The 15,563-nt window shown below is 44.8% G+C and carries 15 protein-coding genes; 8 read left to right on the forward strand and 7 right to left on the reverse strand.

Annotation, left to right across the window (positions count from 1 at the left end; translation table 11 throughout):
* Nucleotides 1-17: 17 nt before the first annotated feature.
* Genes R7Q09_RS14730 through R7Q09_RS14750 form a run of 5 tightly spaced genes read right to left on the reverse strand, consistent with a single transcriptional unit; the run spans nt 18 to nt 4,889 of the window.
* Complete coding sequence (locus R7Q09_RS14730) at nt 18-1,667, reverse strand: glycosyltransferase family 39 protein (protein WP_318070934.1); 1,650 nt, start codon at nt 1,665-1,667, stop codon at nt 18-20.
* Nucleotides 1,664-2,380, reverse strand: a complete 717-nt coding sequence (locus R7Q09_RS14735) for a class I SAM-dependent methyltransferase (RefSeq protein WP_005383495.1) — start codon at nt 2,378-2,380, stop codon at nt 1,664-1,666. Before R7Q09_RS14735 ends, R7Q09_RS14730 begins: the two co-directional genes overlap by 4 nt.
* 13 nt (nt 2,381-2,393) lie before the next feature.
* A complete protein-coding gene (locus tag R7Q09_RS14740; RefSeq protein WP_031780831.1) occupies nt 2,394-2,771 on the reverse strand; it encodes a GtrA family protein in 378 nt (125 codons plus the stop codon).
* Nucleotides 2,758-3,708 carry a glycosyltransferase family 2 protein gene (locus R7Q09_RS14745; protein WP_005383496.1) on the reverse strand — a complete coding sequence of 317 codons (951 nt, stop codon included), beginning with the start codon at nt 3,706-3,708 and terminating at the stop codon, nt 2,758-2,760. The genes R7Q09_RS14740 and R7Q09_RS14745 overlap by 14 nt, the downstream gene beginning before the upstream one ends.
* Before the next feature lie 8 nt (nt 3,709-3,716).
* A complete protein-coding gene (locus R7Q09_RS14750; protein ID WP_250156969.1) occupies nt 3,717-4,889 on the reverse strand; it encodes a glycosyltransferase in 1,173 nt (390 codons plus the stop codon).
* Between the two features lie 267 nt (nt 4,890-5,156).
* On the opposite strand from R7Q09_RS14750, the gene R7Q09_RS14755 reads away from it, so the two are divergent.
* The 7 genes from R7Q09_RS14755 (at nt 5,157) to R7Q09_RS14785 (ending at nt 12,654) form a co-directional block, all read left to right on the forward strand.
* Complete coding sequence (locus R7Q09_RS14755) at nt 5,157-5,402, forward strand: DUF3297 family protein (RefSeq protein WP_005374689.1); 246 nt, start codon at nt 5,157-5,159, stop codon at nt 5,400-5,402.
* Nucleotides 5,403-5,628: 226 nt separating this feature from the next.
* Nucleotides 5,629-6,339, forward strand: coding sequence for an ABC transporter ATP-binding protein (locus R7Q09_RS14760; protein ID WP_130545675.1), 711 nt, complete (start codon nt 5,629-5,631; stop codon nt 6,337-6,339).
* On the forward strand, nt 6,326-8,836 hold the full coding sequence (locus R7Q09_RS14765; protein WP_318070935.1) for an ABC transporter permease: 2,511 nt from the start codon (nt 6,326-6,328) through the stop codon (nt 8,834-8,836). Before R7Q09_RS14760 ends, R7Q09_RS14765 begins: the two co-directional genes overlap by 14 nt.
* The gene (locus R7Q09_RS14770) at nt 8,836-9,948 is read left to right on the forward strand and encodes a lipocalin-like domain-containing protein (protein WP_318070936.1); all 1,113 of its coding nucleotides are present in this window, start codon (nt 8,836-8,838) and stop codon (nt 9,946-9,948) included. The genes R7Q09_RS14765 and R7Q09_RS14770 overlap by 1 nt, the downstream gene beginning before the upstream one ends.
* Before the next feature lie 82 nt (nt 9,949-10,030).
* On the forward strand, nt 10,031-10,882 hold the full coding sequence (locus R7Q09_RS14775; RefSeq protein WP_318070937.1) for a helix-turn-helix domain-containing protein: 852 nt from the start codon (nt 10,031-10,033) through the stop codon (nt 10,880-10,882).
* An 86-nt stretch (nt 10,883-10,968) separates the two neighbouring features.
* The gene (locus tag R7Q09_RS14780; protein ID WP_318070938.1) at nt 10,969-12,321 is read left to right on the forward strand and encodes an MATE family efflux transporter; all 1,353 of its coding nucleotides are present in this window, start codon (nt 10,969-10,971) and stop codon (nt 12,319-12,321) included.
* Nucleotides 12,322-12,387: 66 nt separating this feature from the next.
* Nucleotides 12,388-12,654 carry a DUF2999 family protein gene (locus tag R7Q09_RS14785; protein WP_004746427.1) on the forward strand — a complete coding sequence of 89 codons (267 nt, stop codon included), beginning with the start codon at nt 12,388-12,390 and terminating at the stop codon, nt 12,652-12,654.
* Nucleotides 12,655-12,765: 111 nt separating this feature from the next.
* Here the strand turns inward: R7Q09_RS14785 and R7Q09_RS14790 are convergent, their stop codons facing one another.
* On the reverse strand, nt 12,766-13,353 hold the full coding sequence (locus R7Q09_RS14790) for a GNAT family N-acetyltransferase (RefSeq protein ID WP_213973048.1): 588 nt from the start codon (nt 13,351-13,353) through the stop codon (nt 12,766-12,768).
* Between the two features lie 91 nt (nt 13,354-13,444).
* A complete protein-coding gene (locus R7Q09_RS14795) occupies nt 13,445-14,308 on the reverse strand; it encodes a helix-turn-helix transcriptional regulator (protein WP_318070939.1) in 864 nt (287 codons plus the stop codon).
* Between the two features lie 184 nt (nt 14,309-14,492).
* On the opposite strand from R7Q09_RS14795, the gene R7Q09_RS14800 reads away from it, so the two are divergent.
* Nucleotides 14,493-15,392, forward strand: coding sequence for an AraC family transcriptional regulator (locus tag R7Q09_RS14800; RefSeq protein WP_318070940.1), 900 nt, complete (start codon nt 14,493-14,495; stop codon nt 15,390-15,392).
* The last annotated feature ends 171 nt before the right edge of the window (nt 15,393-15,563 follow it).

Genomic DNA, 15,563 nt, shown 5'->3' on the forward strand with positions numbered 1-15,563 from the left:
AGGTTCTACAACTTTTGCTAAGGGCCAAACAAATAGGGGGAACTCTCAGGATTGCTTTGCCTGAGCGCCTCAATGCCAAGATGAGAAAAATACCAATGAAGAGTACAAGTACCATCTTGGGACATCAGTGTATACGCTCCGGAGTTGAGCCATATCTTCTCTCCGACAGACACACCAACACCATCAATAAAGCAACGGTTCAAGCGATCACTCTCAAGCACGTACCAACCCGAGCGCAGTAAATCGCCTCGAACACTAGATTGTGTTTTTAACCCAAGAGCCAGAATAAACGGAGCAATAGATACATAGTGTTGCCGAAGAGCATCACGGTCCTCCTCTAATAACCAATCAGGAATTCGATAACTTTCGACGATGAGTATCGGCTTTACTGCACGAATTTCCTGCCAAACGTCATACTGACCCCGATAGTAGTTGTCTATCTTGATGGCAGATGTTCGCCAATGATAAGTCGATGGACGAAAAAGACCTATTCCTTCATAGGCAAAGACCGCATCGTCAACTTGCGTGTGCCTTTCTATGAATGTGTGTAGGGCGATTTGGTGCTGATTATTATGTTGTACCGGATAGTGGATGATACGAGCAATCACAATCAAGAATAGTACGATACAAGTGGTAACCGTTCCTTTCGACCACTCCCGAGTAGATGAAACAACGTACTGGATTGAGAACGCAACAAATACCGCAAGCAAAGGGTAAAGTGTGACCAAGTTATATGCATGATAGTGGGGGTTAGCCAAAACCGACAACACAGATAATATAACCAGAGCTATCAAAAACTGAGCTTGCTTAAACGACAGTACTTTCCGCTTACCGACACATATTCCCACTCCTATGAGAGCAAACAGCCAATAAACAATATCATGTAAAAAGTACTGTATCAGTACATCAACCTTCAGAGAGTTTGCGTCACTAACATGCGATGTCGAATACAGAAATAAATCAAACGTCGTGTACAAAAACAGTTCAAGTGAAGAGATTCCAACGGTCGCAACAAACAAAGCCATGCAAGAGATAATGCCTAACAAAAGCGCACTGACATCCAAGACAAAGTCACGTACGGAGCGCTTTTGAAATAGCCGAATAAGCCCGAAGAGACCAATCACTACGCCAATCAAAATCGCCTTAAATTTGAAGAGTATCGCAAGCCCGAATAATAACCCCACCCAAAACAATTTATGAGCATCACTTCCTGGGCACACATACAACACAATGATTATTTGTAACCAAAGAAAAAGAATAACGAGGTCAGGACGAAGGTCAATGCCACGCATCACCATCGCAGAAGAGGCAAAGAGCAATAACAATGTAGTGAGTGCAATATTGACCGTAAATATTTGGCGAAGAAGAACATAGACTTGCCAACCTATCACCAACAAAAACAAAACAAAAAACGAACGAAAAACGTAAATAAGCTCGAATCGATCGCCAAAAAAAAAGTAAACTGGCGTCATCCAATCAAAAAGCAAAGTATAGCTATCAACATTGAAGTCAAGATTCGGCCGTTTCCCAACGCTCATTAACCATGTGGTATAAAGCGCCATGTAATCATCATTAACGAGCGCGAGATTGAATATGATGTAAACATAAAAACCGAATAACAGACTTAAGTTAATCCCAAGTAGCCATCTAACTCTTGCTTCACTCATCGCTTCTTAAGTATCCAAACTTGTTTCGTTTTGAGCAAACTCGGCCAAATTGACTCAAGCCATATCAACGGGCGCATTAAAATGCCTGGAATAAAGTTATAGACAAAGCTAGGAAAGAGCAGGATCACTTGAGAGTCTATAACCTCGAAACCGTGTGCATCTGCCAGCTTGTAAATACTAGATGTGCTATTGGTGTAAACATCTCCTCCTAGCTGTTCCGAAAAAAGTCGGGTCCAAGTTCGCGGAGACCACCTTAGGCTATCAAAAATAAGATATCCTTCTGGTGCAATTAACCGTTCAAACTCTGCAAACAACCGATCTTGATCATCGCAATGAAACAGAAAACGACTAGATAATACTACTGAAAACTGCTGCTCCGGATATGTCGTTGAATAGATGTCTTGTTTAGAAAAATGTGTTTTTTGGAGCAAAGGGTTCTCGTAACAAACTGCGAGCATCTCATCAGAGTAATCTGCCGCATAAACCTGTTGAAAGCCAGACGCCGTAATAGTTGGAAGCATTCTTCCCGTGCCACAGGGTACATCTAGAATTGACTCTCGCAAGGAGCAGATATTAAGAAACTGAGAAAACAAAGACACTTCAGACTGATGTACAAATTGTCCACCAACATTTGAAAAACGTAGATCTTCATACTTTTTCACCGTTTCAGAATCACTGTAGAAATCTTGTTTTTCTTGCCGATTCGTTTTCATAAGTCACCTCTTTTCAGCGCTGAAACAAATGAGCTTGATTAAAGACGATGCGTTTCATTAATAGATATACAATTGGGAAACGAATCAACACGACCAAAATCTGCGAAATGAGAACATGAATGCCTACAATACTTTTAAAGATATAAAGCAGCAAAACACTCAAGAACAATGATCCTGCCGTTATGGTGATAAATTTAAATAAGCTTCTTACATTTGTACAAACAGAAAACGTATATATTGAGTTCATGATGTAACTAAAGGCAGAGCCCACTAAAAAAGACAAAACAGAAGATGTCAAATAATAGACATCAAAATAAATAAGCACACAAAAAACGAGGTAACTGACCAGAGTATTCATGATACCCACTGAACCAAACTTAACTATCTTCATCGCTACTCTTTATATTCCTTGTGTAACGAATAATGTAATCGGGTCGGTCTTGACCTTGCTCGAAAATTCGCCCGACGTAAGAGCCGATTAAGGCAATAAAGAACAATAAAATCCCTGAGAAAAAGACTTGGAAAAAGATGATTGATGTCCAACCATCGACAGTTGTGCCAAAAACGAACTTACTTACTAGTGCTTTGGTGAGATATAACAAGCCAAGTGACCACATCAATGTTGAGATAACAAACATCAGTTGAATAGGAAAGCGGGAAAAATTAAGTACCGCGTCTGACGCTAAAGCAAACATCTTAGTAAGTGAATACTTCGTTTCTCCTGCATGTCTACCATCACGTTCATATTGAATAATGGTTTGATTAAATCCGATAATGGCAAAAATACCCCTCAAGTATTTGTGCTTCTCTCGGTAACATGAAATGGCCTCTCTAACTGGCTTGGTAAATGCTCGAAAATCACCGCAATCTTCAATTAAATTAGCGGGAGAAGTAAGGGATAAAAAGCGGTAAAACAATTTTGCACTAATTAGCTTAAAAGCGGTTTCATTTCTTCTCGACAAGCGTTGGGCATGGACGATATCAAAGCCTTTATCGATCTCTTTCAAGAACTGTGTAATAACTTCTGGGGGATCTTGAAGATCAATATCAATGGTAATATTAATATCTCCAGTTGCAGCTTCGATTCCAGCAAACAAAGCGGTTTGCTGCCCAACATTCGCAGCAAGATGCACGATCACTAATCGTTCATCCGCCATAGCCAGCTTGTCTAAAATTACTGCACTTTTATCAACACTAGCATCATTAACTACAACAAACTCAAACAAATACTGATCGTATTGCTTAGCAATTTCACACAAACGCGAGTAATACTCCTCGATGACAGACTCTTCATTAAAACACGGAGCGATAAAGCTAATTTTATCCATACTCCCTCCTACCCAAGGCCGAGTGTTCGCGCATAGCCAGACACAAAACTTTCTAACGTATAACGAACTTTAAACTGCTCTATTTGATTTCTAGACATCTGGTCAAGTTGACCTAACTTAAAACCGTTCTCTATCGCACTTGCACTCGCTTCTAAATCATCCAGATCAATTTCAATGGCATTAGAACCGAATTGAATGACATCCGATAATTGCTCGAAATCAGGAATCGCAATTGGTAATCCGCAAGATACCGCCTCCACGATTAGGTTAGGTGTTAGGCTCGTTCCGACACATGTCCTTAGTGGTAAAACCAACAAATCTGCACTCGCCATCTCAACTGAAATATCAATGCTCTCTTTAAACTCTATTTGGTGATGTAGCTCATGTTTAGAAACAAGTTTCTCTATATTTGCTTGGTCGCCGAAGCCACTGAGACAGAGCGTTAGATCAAAATCGATACATTCTCGCTTCTTTAGTATTGCAGCCAATTCAATTAAAGCGTCAACGCCTTTTGATGGCTTAGAATGGCCGATATAAAGTAAAGACATTCTTTGTGTCTTCTTTGCAGGAATGGGTCGCGAAAAGTGCTCAGAAAAAACCCCATTTTGAATGAAATAGACTGGCAAATGAGACAGAGAAGATAACTGAAATTTCTGGTAGTTACTGTGCACAATCGCTTGACAAAAATTGTCTAACAAACGCTTGTATAAAGGCGCACTGATAAACGAATTAAATAGCAATAAATGTAAATACTTAAACCAATTCCGAAAAAAATAATGCTTGTTATTACGGACCTCGTCTAAGGTCAAATATGACTGCCAAATGGATAAAGTCGTCTGCTTTTGATATCGAGATTTTAAAAAGAAAAAAACCACCAATAGTTCTATAGGCGTAGCAATATGTAGGTTAACCTTCGCACTGTTGGTTTTCTCGATCAGCCTGTTGAGCTCTCTACATAAGTAAATAAGATTCATCAGCCCCTCAAACAGAGATTCATATCGACTCTCATTACGAAAGGTATGTTGTTCAACCTTAATATGAGAACGAAACTCAGTTGGAGTAACAGTGACAACATGATGTCCATTCTCAGTTAAGCACTGCGCTAAATTGACGAAGTTTTTACTCATTGCTTCTTTTTGATCACTTCGAAATCTAGCGATAGCTAAGATCACAAGTTCCATTTGTTTTCCTAATACTTATCGCACCTAATAACCATAGTATAAACAACGAGAACCTGAGAAACTGTTTACTAGTAAGAGAATCAAAATGATAAAAAGACAATGATTGAATTAATTTTAAAAGGACTCACCGAAAGAGCAAAAGGAGATAGATAAAAATTAGGGCTTTATTGCAGTTCAGTCCATTAAAAACCAGTCACAATCCTTGAACACTCGCCTTGCACTGACTACAATGACGCACTTTTTTTAATGACTTCAAGGTCAAACAAAATGACAGATACAGCTAAACCAGCTCTACCAGATCGCCTAGCGGGTAACCCACGTAGCCCATTCTTCATCAAAGAATGCTTCGAGCACCAAATCGGTATTCGTATCAACGGTCAAGAGCGTACTGACGTAGAAGAATACTGCATCAGCGAAGGTTGGGTAAAAATTGCTTCTCCTAAAGCAAAAGACCGTTTCGGTAACCCAATGCTAATCAAGCTTAAAGGCGAAGTTGAAGCGTACTACGTGTAAGCTGACCACGCTGAATGTATTTGAAAGCTCGAGTTTGACTCGGGCTTTTTTAATGCTTGTCATATACCTTCCTCGTTTAATCTATTCCCTCCTCTTTTCAGTACAAGTTATTAAGAAATCGATGTAAATCGCTGTTTTTATCTAATTGTTGTCTAAAGTTTCTAGAGAACTAACTGCAATAGTGATTGCCAAAAGAAACGACACCTTTTGAATACAGGGAGAGGAAATGGAAAGCCCACTTGTCACACTCAAACACGCCAGCAAAAGCTTTGTTGATGGCAAAGAAACACATCGCGTGTTAGAAGGCGTCGACTTTACGTTGAACACAGGAGCGAGTGTTGCGCTAACGGGCGCAAGTGGTAGCGGCAAAAGTACTTTACTCAATGTCATCGCTGGCTTTGAGCCACTTTCCGAAGGTGAGTTGTGGTTAGATGGCGATAACACAGCGGCTTGGAAAGACCCACAATGGAGCCAATTTCGACACCAAAAACTCGGTGTTATCTTTCAGCAATTCAATCTATTAACGCCGCTCAACGTGCAGCAAAACATCGCCTTCCCTCTGCATTTGAATCAGCAGAAATGGAACGACTGGTGCGATTATTTGGTCGAGACTCTGGGCATCAGCCAACTGCTCGATAGACATGTTTCTACCCTTTCCGGTGGTCAACAACAACGAGTCGCTATTGCGCGCGCCTTAGCACACAAACCTAAACTGCTACTGGCTGATGAACCCACAGGTAACCTTGACCAAAAAGCAGGGTTAGAAGTGATGAAACTGCTGAGTGAAATCACCACCCAAGGCAATACCGCCGTGCTCTTGGTGACCCACAGCCATGAATGCGCTGAATTTATGAAAGCACGGCTGCGATTGGATAACAGTCAGCTACAGAACAGCCATCAAGTAAACAAACATGAGCTTCACCATGAAGCAAACTAAGCCATCAAACAACAGATTCACTCATACTCGACTCGCCCTGAATCTGTTTGCAGCGCACTATCGGCAGGCGCCACTGCAAGCCGCCGCAATTCTGATCGGTATCGTGCTGGCCGTGACCTTGTTTGTTGCGGTGCAAGCCATCAACCTCAATGCCAAGCGCAGTTATGCTGAGTCTACCGAGCAGCTCAGCGCACAAGCTCAGAACTTAATTATTCCACCAGCAGGGCAAAACTACCTGCCTGAATCGCTCTACTTCACCCTTAGACAAAACGGACTCAGTGCAGCGCTACCTGTAATCGAAGGGCGAGTGAGAGACGAACAAGGTCGACGCTGGTCAGTACAAGGTAGCGAGTTGATTGCCGCTATCTCTTCACGTTCTCGCTATTCATCAGATAGTGAACAGAACGTGTCTTTGTTCGATAGTGCTTTACCTTTGCCTGAGCTTTTAGCCGGCAAGCCAATCGTGATGATGAGCCAATCTCAACATCAAAACTTAGGGGAGGTAGAAACTCTAACTCTGGACGACATTCCAACCCAAGTGGTGGTGCTACCTGACGAATGGCAGTTAGGTAGCCGAATGTTGATGGACATTGGCTTTGCCCAGCAACTGCTCAATAAACAAGGACAGCTCAGTTACATTGCGGTTTTCCATTCGGGTGATAAAGGGAATAAAGACACGCAAGCAAATTGGCAGAACCTTATTGGTGAGCAAGGACAATGGATTGCCAATAATCAAAGTACCGACCTTGGTTCGCTGACCGACAGCTTTCACCTCAACCTCACGGCAATGAGCTTACTCGCGTTTTTAGTCGGGCTGTTCATCGCTTACAACGGCGTAAAGTACAGCTTGCTTAAACGCAATCGGCTGTTAGTGCAAATTCAACAAGCGGGTGTTGCGCCGAGCATTGTGTTCTCTGCGCTGTTAGTTGAACTCACTATTCTCGTTACCATCGGCGCTTCCCTCGGTTTTGTATTGGGCATGCAGCTTAGCCATTGGTTGCACCCGACCGTGGCGCTGACATTAGAACAACTTTATGGTGCGACACTGCTGCCCGGCACTTGGCAGTGGCAATGGTGGGCGCAAGCATTGCTGCTCACGTTAGCCGCCACCCTATTAGCATGTTGGCAGCACTTTAAACAGCGAGTGCGCCAGCCGCTCTCCTCTCATGGTGGATTTTATCAAGCACCTGAAGCTTCTAACGAAAACCAATTGTTCGTGATAGGTGCTGCGTTGACGGCTTTCGCACTTGCAGGGTTATGGCTGAGTGAGCACCACCGATTTACCATGGCGTGGCTCGGTGTGCTTGTGGTGTCGATTCCTTTGTATCTACCCAAAACACTCAGCGTCTTAGCCAATTGGTGTGAAAAGCGCACCACTTCCGTTTTGATGCAGTACCTGTTTGCTGAGCTGCGCGAGCTGATTTCTCCGCTTTCTCTCGCCATGATGGCACTGCTACTCGCCGTTACTGCCAATATGGGCATGAACACGCTAGTTGGCAGCTTTGAGTCCACCCTAAAGCAGTGGTTAGAACAAAGGTTACACGCTGATATTTACGTCAGCCCTGCACAAGGGGAAATCGCAGATGTAGAGCGCGCATTAGGACAGTTCGACAATGTTGAGACCGTCTACAAGCAATACTACGTCGACGATAACCTACAAGGCTTACCGATTTTGCTTGGCACCAAAGACAAAGACACCTTAGAGCAAACCATGGTGTTCAAATCGCATTTGGAGAACTTCTGGTCCCGCTTTTACCAAGGTGAGCTGGTTGCCATCAGTGAACCAACCGCGGTCAAATTGGGTATATCACTGGGTAGCGAGCTCACGCTTGATGCCGCTCCAAATAAGAACCTGCTTGTGGGTGCGATATTCCATGATTACGGCTCACCCAACGGTGAAGTGTTATTGGCACCAAAGTTATGGAAAGAGAGCGGGTTTACCGACCTACCGACAAGCCTTGGCATTAAAGTATCTGGTGACCCACAAATCGTCTACGAGCAACTGCGCGAGCAATTAAATCTGCATCCAAGTCAGCTCTACGATCAGGCGCAAATCAAATCCATCGCGTTGGATATTTTCTCGCAGACCTTCGCCATTACGCGCGCACTCAACGGCGTAACTTTGATGGTCGCGGTGATTGGTTTGTTCAGTGCTTGTTTTATGTTGCTCGACGCGCGCAAAGCCGCCATTGCAAGGCTGTACGCACTTGGCGTCAGCCGCCGTAAATTAATGACCATGGTGGTCGGACAGATCGTCGCTTTGGTCAGTTTTACTCTAGTTATTGCCCTGCCCCTCGGTGCCATAGTGGGTTACGTGCTGACAGACATCGTCACCTTGCGTGCTTTTGGTTGGAGCTTAAATTATCTGTGGAATTGGAGTGATGCCCTTAGCATTGCGGCAATCACCATCTTGGTGGCAGTGATCGCAACCTTGATTCCGCTGTGGCGATTGGTCAGCAAGCCTGTCGTATCCAGTTTGCAAAGCGAGGTGTTGTGATGGTTCGATTAGCAAGCAAACTTACTACTCTACTCATAAGCAGCTTATTCCTGTTCGGTTGTGAAGATACGCAGCAACAAAATATGGGCACGTTGCTGGGAAGCGGAGATACGCAAAGCGAGAACAACCTATTCACACCCGTAGAAAAAGGGGTTGAACTCACCTTCCCAGCAGACCATCAAGCACACCCGAATTTTCGTCATGAATGGTGGTACTTAACCGCTAACTTAATTGATGAAGAAGGCAACCCACTTGGCGTTCAATGGACACAATTTCGCTTTGCTGCTGCGCCGCCAAAAGGCGAAGTTGACGTGAAGAAAACCGAGTGGCAAGCTCAACAAATCTACATGGCGCACAGCGCAGTCACGACAACCGACAAACACTACGCCGATGAAAAATGGTCACGCGCTCAAGCCTCTCTCGCTGGCGTCGACACTTCACCATTTCGGGTTTACCTCGATGATTGGCAGTGGACCTCTTCAACCAACGACCTCTTCCCTGCAACATTGAAGGCGAACTCCGAACAGTTTGGCTATGCGCTGACCCTTACCAGCAGCGCACCTTATCAAAAGCAAGGCGAGCAAGGGTACAGCACCAAAAGTGCCGATGGTCAGGTGGCTTCGTATTATTACAGCCAACCGTTTATTGAAGTCTCCGGTGAAGTCACCATCGACTGCGAAACCCATCAAGTATCCGGCAAAGGTTGGATAGACCGAGAGTGGAGCTCGCAATTCTTACTCGACTCACAACAAGGCTGGGACTGGTTTGCCCTAAGGTTGAGTGACGACACCAGCTTGGTGGTGTTCCAATTGCGAGATTCCAAAACCGGTCAAGCCAGTTACGCCAGCGCAAGGCTGATGCAGCAAGATGGTTCTGGCATCGCTATCCCACAAAAAGACATTCAGTTAGAGGTAACCAATCAAACAGAAATCCAAGGGCGAAAGTATCCAACCCAGTGGCAAGTGTCGATTCCTAAGCAGCAAATCGAGCTTACGGTTTCTGCACTCAACCCGAACGCGAAAATGCCGCTTTCAGTGCCTTATTGGGAAGGCCCAGTGCGTATTGATGGCTCTCATTCTGGGACTGGTTATATGGAACTTACTGGCTACTGAGGACAAAAATTTCCGTGCACAATCTTGATTATTCGATTCATAATGATGAAATCATAATCCCCAAGAGCTGTTGAATGCCCTCATGAGCAATATGATTTCGCCAATTCGACAAGTGCGACTCATTTTAGGTGAACCGTGTCGAGCGCTTGAATTTTCGGACATCCAAGAAGACCCATACATCGAGCCACATCGCCACGAGTACTGGGAGATTGTCTGGTGCTTGGATAATAGTGGAACGCAGAGCATCGATTTCGTCGAATACCAAAACCGCCTTGGTCGCTTATTTACCATTTCACCAGGGCAGGTTCACCATTCCGAGTTCATGGGTAAAAACATTCGCATGTTGATATTCCGTCCCGGCTTTGCTGAAACCAATCCACGCAGCACGCAGTTGGTGAATAGCGTATTTTCTACGATTGATCGACCGCCGTACCTCGATTGTAGCGAAGAGAGTTTTCCCTACCTAGAATCGATTTACACCCTAATCAAAGAAGAATGTGAAAGAGAGGATTGTGACTGGGACCTTGTCGAATCACTCATCAACAGCTTTCTTCGCTATGCATTGCGCTTTGCTAAAACACCATCTCAAAAAGGGGAGCAGAAAGATGCTCGCATCGTGCAGTTGACCGAATTAATTGAACTGCATTATCGCGAACAAAAGAAATGCCAGTTTTACTCCGATGCATTAGCCCTTACCAGCAAACGTCTAAACGAGTTAGTGAAAGCCGACAGAGGCAAGACGGTCACGCAACTGATTCATGATCGAATCATATTAGAAGCCAATCGAGAGCTGGTGTTTTCGACGAAAACCGTCAAGACCATAGCGTTTGAATTGGGCTTTGATGACCCTGCGTATTTCAGCCGATTCTATCGAAAACAAAAAGGAGAAACGCCAGCGGAATTTCGTCACCGATGTTTAGATAGTGCAATATAATGGGCGGATAATCCCTTTTCGCCACGCTCTAATGTACTGATAATACCCGAACATAAATCCACCACATTCGGGTATTTTTCTATTCCATGGCTATCAATCTAAAAACTGATCCCATTTCAAAATCCTTTTATCAGTATCTATGGCCAGCGCTCACTGGAATGGTGATTAAGTCACTGTTCATCATGGGTGATGCGTTATTTATCGGTTTAGGCGTCGGGCCCGATGGGCTTGGTGCTATTGCCTTGGTGATTCCACCTTTTTCGATTTTTACTGCCATCGCCATGATGGTTGGCATTGGTGGCGCCGCCAAAATGTCGATAGAAATAGGCAAAGGCAACACGGAATCCAGCCAGATGTGGTTCAGCCAATCCATGTTGATCACCACTTTGTTATCCACCATCACGGTGACGCTCGCGCTCATTTGGTTGGATGAATTGATAGCCTTGATGGGCGCTTCAGGCAACTTGGCTCAGCTTGCTCATGATTACCTGATCGTGCTGCTCCCCTTCTTTGTTCTTTACTCACTGGCTTGGGTGTTGTCTTGCTTTGTGCGTAACGACACCAACCCTAAATTGGCCACCTATGCGATGTCGATTGGTGCCATTACCAACCTTGCTTTTGATTACCTGTTTATCATCGAGATGAACATGGGGATGAAAGGCGCAGCTTATGGTACGGCCATTGCTCAAGCAGTCATCGCACTGATTATGCTGACTCATTTCTTGCGCAAGAAAGGCTCATTAGAATTCAGTCTGAAAGGCATCGGCTTAAGCAAGACTAAAGAGATCTTAAGCATCGGTACTCCGACATTCTTTATCGAAGTCACATCCGCGATGACCATCGTGCTGTTCAACTACGTGTTGCTCAGCCAATTCGGTGAAAGCCACATCATCGCCTATGGGTTAACCACCAATGTCGGTGTATTCGCTCTGTTTGTGATGGTCGGTATCGCGCAAGCTTGTCAGCCAATCATCAGCTTTAACCACGGCGCAGGGCGACCAGAACGCATTGACGAGATTCTAAAACTAGGGATGAAAGCAGCCATGGGCAGCGGCACAGTCTTTCTTTTAGGTATCTGGCTGTCAGCGCCACTGATTGCCTCGATTTACTTAGGCAACGCGAATGACTTAATCCCAATCGCCGCGAGCGCACTGACGTTCTACTTCTTCGGCGTCCCTTTGATGGGGTTAAACATGGTGATTGCCAACCTGTTCCAAGCCATTGCCAAACCAAAACAAGCCACGCTCATCTCCTTATGCCGAGGATTTGTGTTTGTCGCGCTAGGTGTATTGCTACTGCCTAAGTTCTTCCCGCAAGACGGCATTTGGGCGAGCATTGTCTTTGCAGAAACACTCACTGCGGTGATCAGTTTGAGCATGTTATTCAACTACCGAAAACGCGCAGTGGAGCTAACAACTTCCTTGGCACGCAGTTCCTAGTTCAACCAAGCTCAGCCAAATGATAAACTCGGGTTCTATTTCATTCTGTGACTAAAAGGAAATGCGATGAACCCGATTATTGCGCTGCTAAAAGAGAACAACATCAGCGATGAGCAAATCAACGAGATTTTTCAGACTCTGACGCAAAACCCTCTAGCGGCAATGGCAACAATCAGCCAACTAGGTTTGCCACAAGACAAGCTACAAATGCTGATGGCGCAAGTGATGCAAAACCCTGCGCTAATCAAAGAAGCCGTAGACGAGTTGGGATTGGATTTCTCAAAGGTTGAAGAAGCAAAAGAGAAGCTTCAAAGCCAAAACCAAGGCAACTAAGTCTTAGCCATTTAGCGCTGAATATGGAAAAGGCCGTTAACCCGAGCATGTGGGTTAACGGCCTTTTTTGTTCGCTACGTTGTTGTTAGCTACTTTTTTGTCGGCTAATTATTAGCGATTTAAAGACGCGAATTGTTCTGCGGTCATGCCGTAGTAAAGTTTATCGTCAAAGCCTTGCTCTAGTTTGTAATAGTCTTTCTGACGGCCTTCTTGAGTAAAACCATTTTTCTCTAACGTCTTGTAAGAGCCAGCATTAGAAGCGTAGCAATCGGCACTGACTTTATGGGCGTTTAGCTCAGTAAAGCCAATCTCGGTCATCATTTGGCAAGCGCGAGTCGCAACACCTTTGCCCCATGCACAAGTTGGTAACTGATAACCCACTTCGTAGTTGCCAGTTAAGAACATCACTGCGGTCACTGCACACATTCCCATGTACTGACCTTGTTGGTCACGAATCACGAACGTTGGGCTATCTGGCCAAACATCGTCTTTAATCGCTTGTGCCGTATTTTCAATAATAGGGCCAAAGAAGCCTTCATATAGGCTGTTGTCAGCAGGTGCGAAGAACAGATATTGATTGACCTTATCGTCGTTCAACATCTCGATAATATCTTGTAGATCAGAGCCTTGAATCAGTTGGATAGTCAACGATTCGTTAAATGGGATGGCTTCGCCTTGTTTTAGTTTTTGATATGACATGTGTTACCTCGTTATCTGCAGAAAATAGTAGCCTAGCGGATAAGAGAAAAATTGGATTTTTGCGACAACTTTCTAGCTGACTAGCAATGTATTACGGCTCAAAGTCGCCATAGATATCGATGGTTAAGTCACGCTTTTTCAAGTACTTGCTCGGCGTTTTTCTTAGCTGCTGTTTGAGGGTACGAATCAAATGCGATTGGTCACTGAAACCAAATTGTTGTGAGAAGCTCGCCCAATCAATCGCTTCTTGTTGCTTGTAGAGGGTCAAAATCATCTGCTCTAGGCGTGCCATTTGTTGATACTGCTTAACGCTCAACCCCACCACTTGTTTGAAACTGCGCTCAAGCGTTCTGCGAGAACAGGCGCACTGTTTGGCTATCTCATCAATATCCATTGCTAACTCAGGTGAACGTAGTGCTTGAGCGTCCATCACGGCCACCGCTTTTTGCGATGCCAAAAACGGTTTGGTACGACAAGGTTCGATATTTAACGCATCTAAATGTTGTTTGATGTAGTTCAGCAAACATTGCGGTGAATCTTGCAACTCTAGCTGCCATAACCCTTGTTGAAAGCGCACATCAAACGCCGTGTTGAGCCAATCAAACCATTCGCATTGGTTAATTGCAGCTACTTGGGGTGCATCACTAAACCGTGATTCAATGGCATACAAACCCTCTGGGCGAAAGGTGATGCCGATACGCTTGATAGGAGCCGTATCTTCCAACAACAGCAAGTGTTCGTTAGCCGTTAATAAGTGGCAGCCTTTGCCAGCAAGCTTAGTGTCTCCCGTGTCGTAGCTGTAGCCTTGCTCTGGTGGCGTAAAGAGTAAATGAGCACGCGGGTTTGGAATAAGGTGCGGCTTGGGGTCAATGACTTCACCCTCTGGCACTTCCAAGTACCAAATTTGATGAATGAGCCATTCGTACTCTGGCAGAGACTGTTTCCAAGCTATCATGATTGTCCTAGCGGTTAGCAAAGATAATAAGCGCGACGTTTTTGCTTAAACATCTGCTCGTTGAGTGTGACTGATTGGCGCGCATCTCGCCACGCATTTCTCACCCTGCTCCCTTGCAAGCTTGTTGGATTGCGGTAGGCTTTGAGCAGAGAATACAAGCTGAACAGAACAAGGATATACCCCGATGCGCGTCGACTACCACCAACGACTGGTTCCTGTGATTCGTTATTTAGAACAACACTTTAATGAACCACTAAACCTGCCAGAAGTGGCCGCGCTGGCGAACCTTTCCCCTTATCACTTTCATCGCACCTTCAAAGCCGTGCAAGGCGAAACACTGGCCGACTTCATTCGACGTTTACGTCTAGAAGCCGCCGCCGATGACTTATTCAAATCCAAACAACCGGTATTGAACATTGCCCTAGAGTACGGATTTTCTAGCTCACAGAGCTTAGCCAAAGCCTTCAAGCAACATTATGGTGTCACACCTACGGCCTTTCGTGACTGCGAAAACTACCAGCAGTTTTCTGAATTAGCACGAAACAGCAAGATTGGACACACGTTGCGCAAGAATGGAAACGAAGTAACACCAATCGATTCATATACTGGCTCTGAACTCACCAAATGGAGCACGACAATGGAAACGCAAAACTTTGAAAAAGCAAAACTGGCTTACATTCGTGTAAACGGCCCTTACGGCCAAGGCTATGAAGAGCCATCAGGTCGCTTGTATCAATGGGCAGGAATGAAAGGTTTGGCGGGCAATACCTGCATTTTCATCTACCATGACAATCCTGAAATCACGCCAGACGAGAAGTGCCGTACTGACATCTGTCTCATGGTGCCAGAGGACACGGAAGTTCCGAAAGGTATTGAGCTGCAAGACTTCCCCGGCGGTCAATATGCGGTGATGCGCCAGCACATTACTGACCCGAGCCAATACTCAAAAGCGTGGGATGATGTCATGAGCAAGGTGATTGAATCCGGTATCGAAAACGACGACCGTCCTTGCTTTGAGCTTTACCACAGCTTTGACCCACAAACGCACCATGCAGACGTTAGCTTCTGCACTGCCATCAAATAAACCAAAAGCCTGCATCGTTGCAGGCTTTTTCATTTCTTACTCTGGTTGCTTAAATTCGCTGTTCCAAACGCTGTTTATCTTTTAATCCAATCACTTAGAACACGAACGAATACCTCAGTATTTTCGTGATCCTACTTCGCGTTTTGACCACGCGCATTCATTTGCTCGGCT

The organism is Vibrio sp. 2130-1 (assembly GCF_033339515.1).

What these genes read in the sequence shown, in the direction of transcription:
- R7Q09_RS14740 (WP_031780831.1), bottom strand. Translation starts at nt 2,771, where the DNA reads ATGAAGATAGTTAAGTTTGGTTCAGTGGGTATCATGAATACTCTGGTC.
- R7Q09_RS14730 (WP_318070934.1), bottom strand. Translation starts at nt 1,667, where the DNA reads ATGAGTGAAGCAAGAGTTAGATGGCTACTTGGGATTAACTTAAGTCTG.
- R7Q09_RS14765 (WP_318070935.1), top strand. Translation starts at nt 6,326, where the DNA reads ATGAAGCAAACTAAGCCATCAAACAACAGATTCACTCATACTCGACTC.
- R7Q09_RS14750 (WP_250156969.1), bottom strand. Translation starts at nt 4,889, where the DNA reads ATGGAACTTGTGATCTTAGCTATCGCTAGATTTCGAAGTGATCAAAAA.
- R7Q09_RS14790 (WP_213973048.1), bottom strand. Translation starts at nt 13,353, where the DNA reads ATGTCATATCAAAAACTAAAACAAGGCGAAGCCATCCCATTTAACGAA.
- R7Q09_RS14785 (WP_004746427.1), top strand. Translation starts at nt 12,388, where the DNA reads ATGAACCCGATTATTGCGCTGCTAAAAGAGAACAACATCAGCGATGAG.
- R7Q09_RS14775 (WP_318070937.1), top strand. Translation starts at nt 10,031, where the DNA reads ATGAGCAATATGATTTCGCCAATTCGACAAGTGCGACTCATTTTAGGT.
- R7Q09_RS14745 (WP_005383496.1), bottom strand. Translation starts at nt 3,708, where the DNA reads ATGGATAAAATTAGCTTTATCGCTCCGTGTTTTAATGAAGAGTCTGTC.
- R7Q09_RS14800 (WP_318070940.1), top strand. Translation starts at nt 14,493, where the DNA reads ATGCGCGTCGACTACCACCAACGACTGGTTCCTGTGATTCGTTATTTA.
- R7Q09_RS14755 (WP_005374689.1), top strand. Translation starts at nt 5,157, where the DNA reads ATGACAGATACAGCTAAACCAGCTCTACCAGATCGCCTAGCGGGTAAC.
- R7Q09_RS14760 (WP_130545675.1), top strand. Translation starts at nt 5,629, where the DNA reads ATGGAAAGCCCACTTGTCACACTCAAACACGCCAGCAAAAGCTTTGTT.
- R7Q09_RS14735 (WP_005383495.1), bottom strand. Translation starts at nt 2,380, where the DNA reads ATGAAAACGAATCGGCAAGAAAAACAAGATTTCTACAGTGATTCTGAA.
- R7Q09_RS14795 (WP_318070939.1), bottom strand. Translation starts at nt 14,308, where the DNA reads ATGATAGCTTGGAAACAGTCTCTGCCAGAGTACGAATGGCTCATTCAT.
- R7Q09_RS14780 (WP_318070938.1), top strand. Translation starts at nt 10,969, where the DNA reads ATGGCTATCAATCTAAAAACTGATCCCATTTCAAAATCCTTTTATCAG.
- R7Q09_RS14770 (WP_318070936.1), top strand. Translation starts at nt 8,836, where the DNA reads ATGGTTCGATTAGCAAGCAAACTTACTACTCTACTCATAAGCAGCTTA.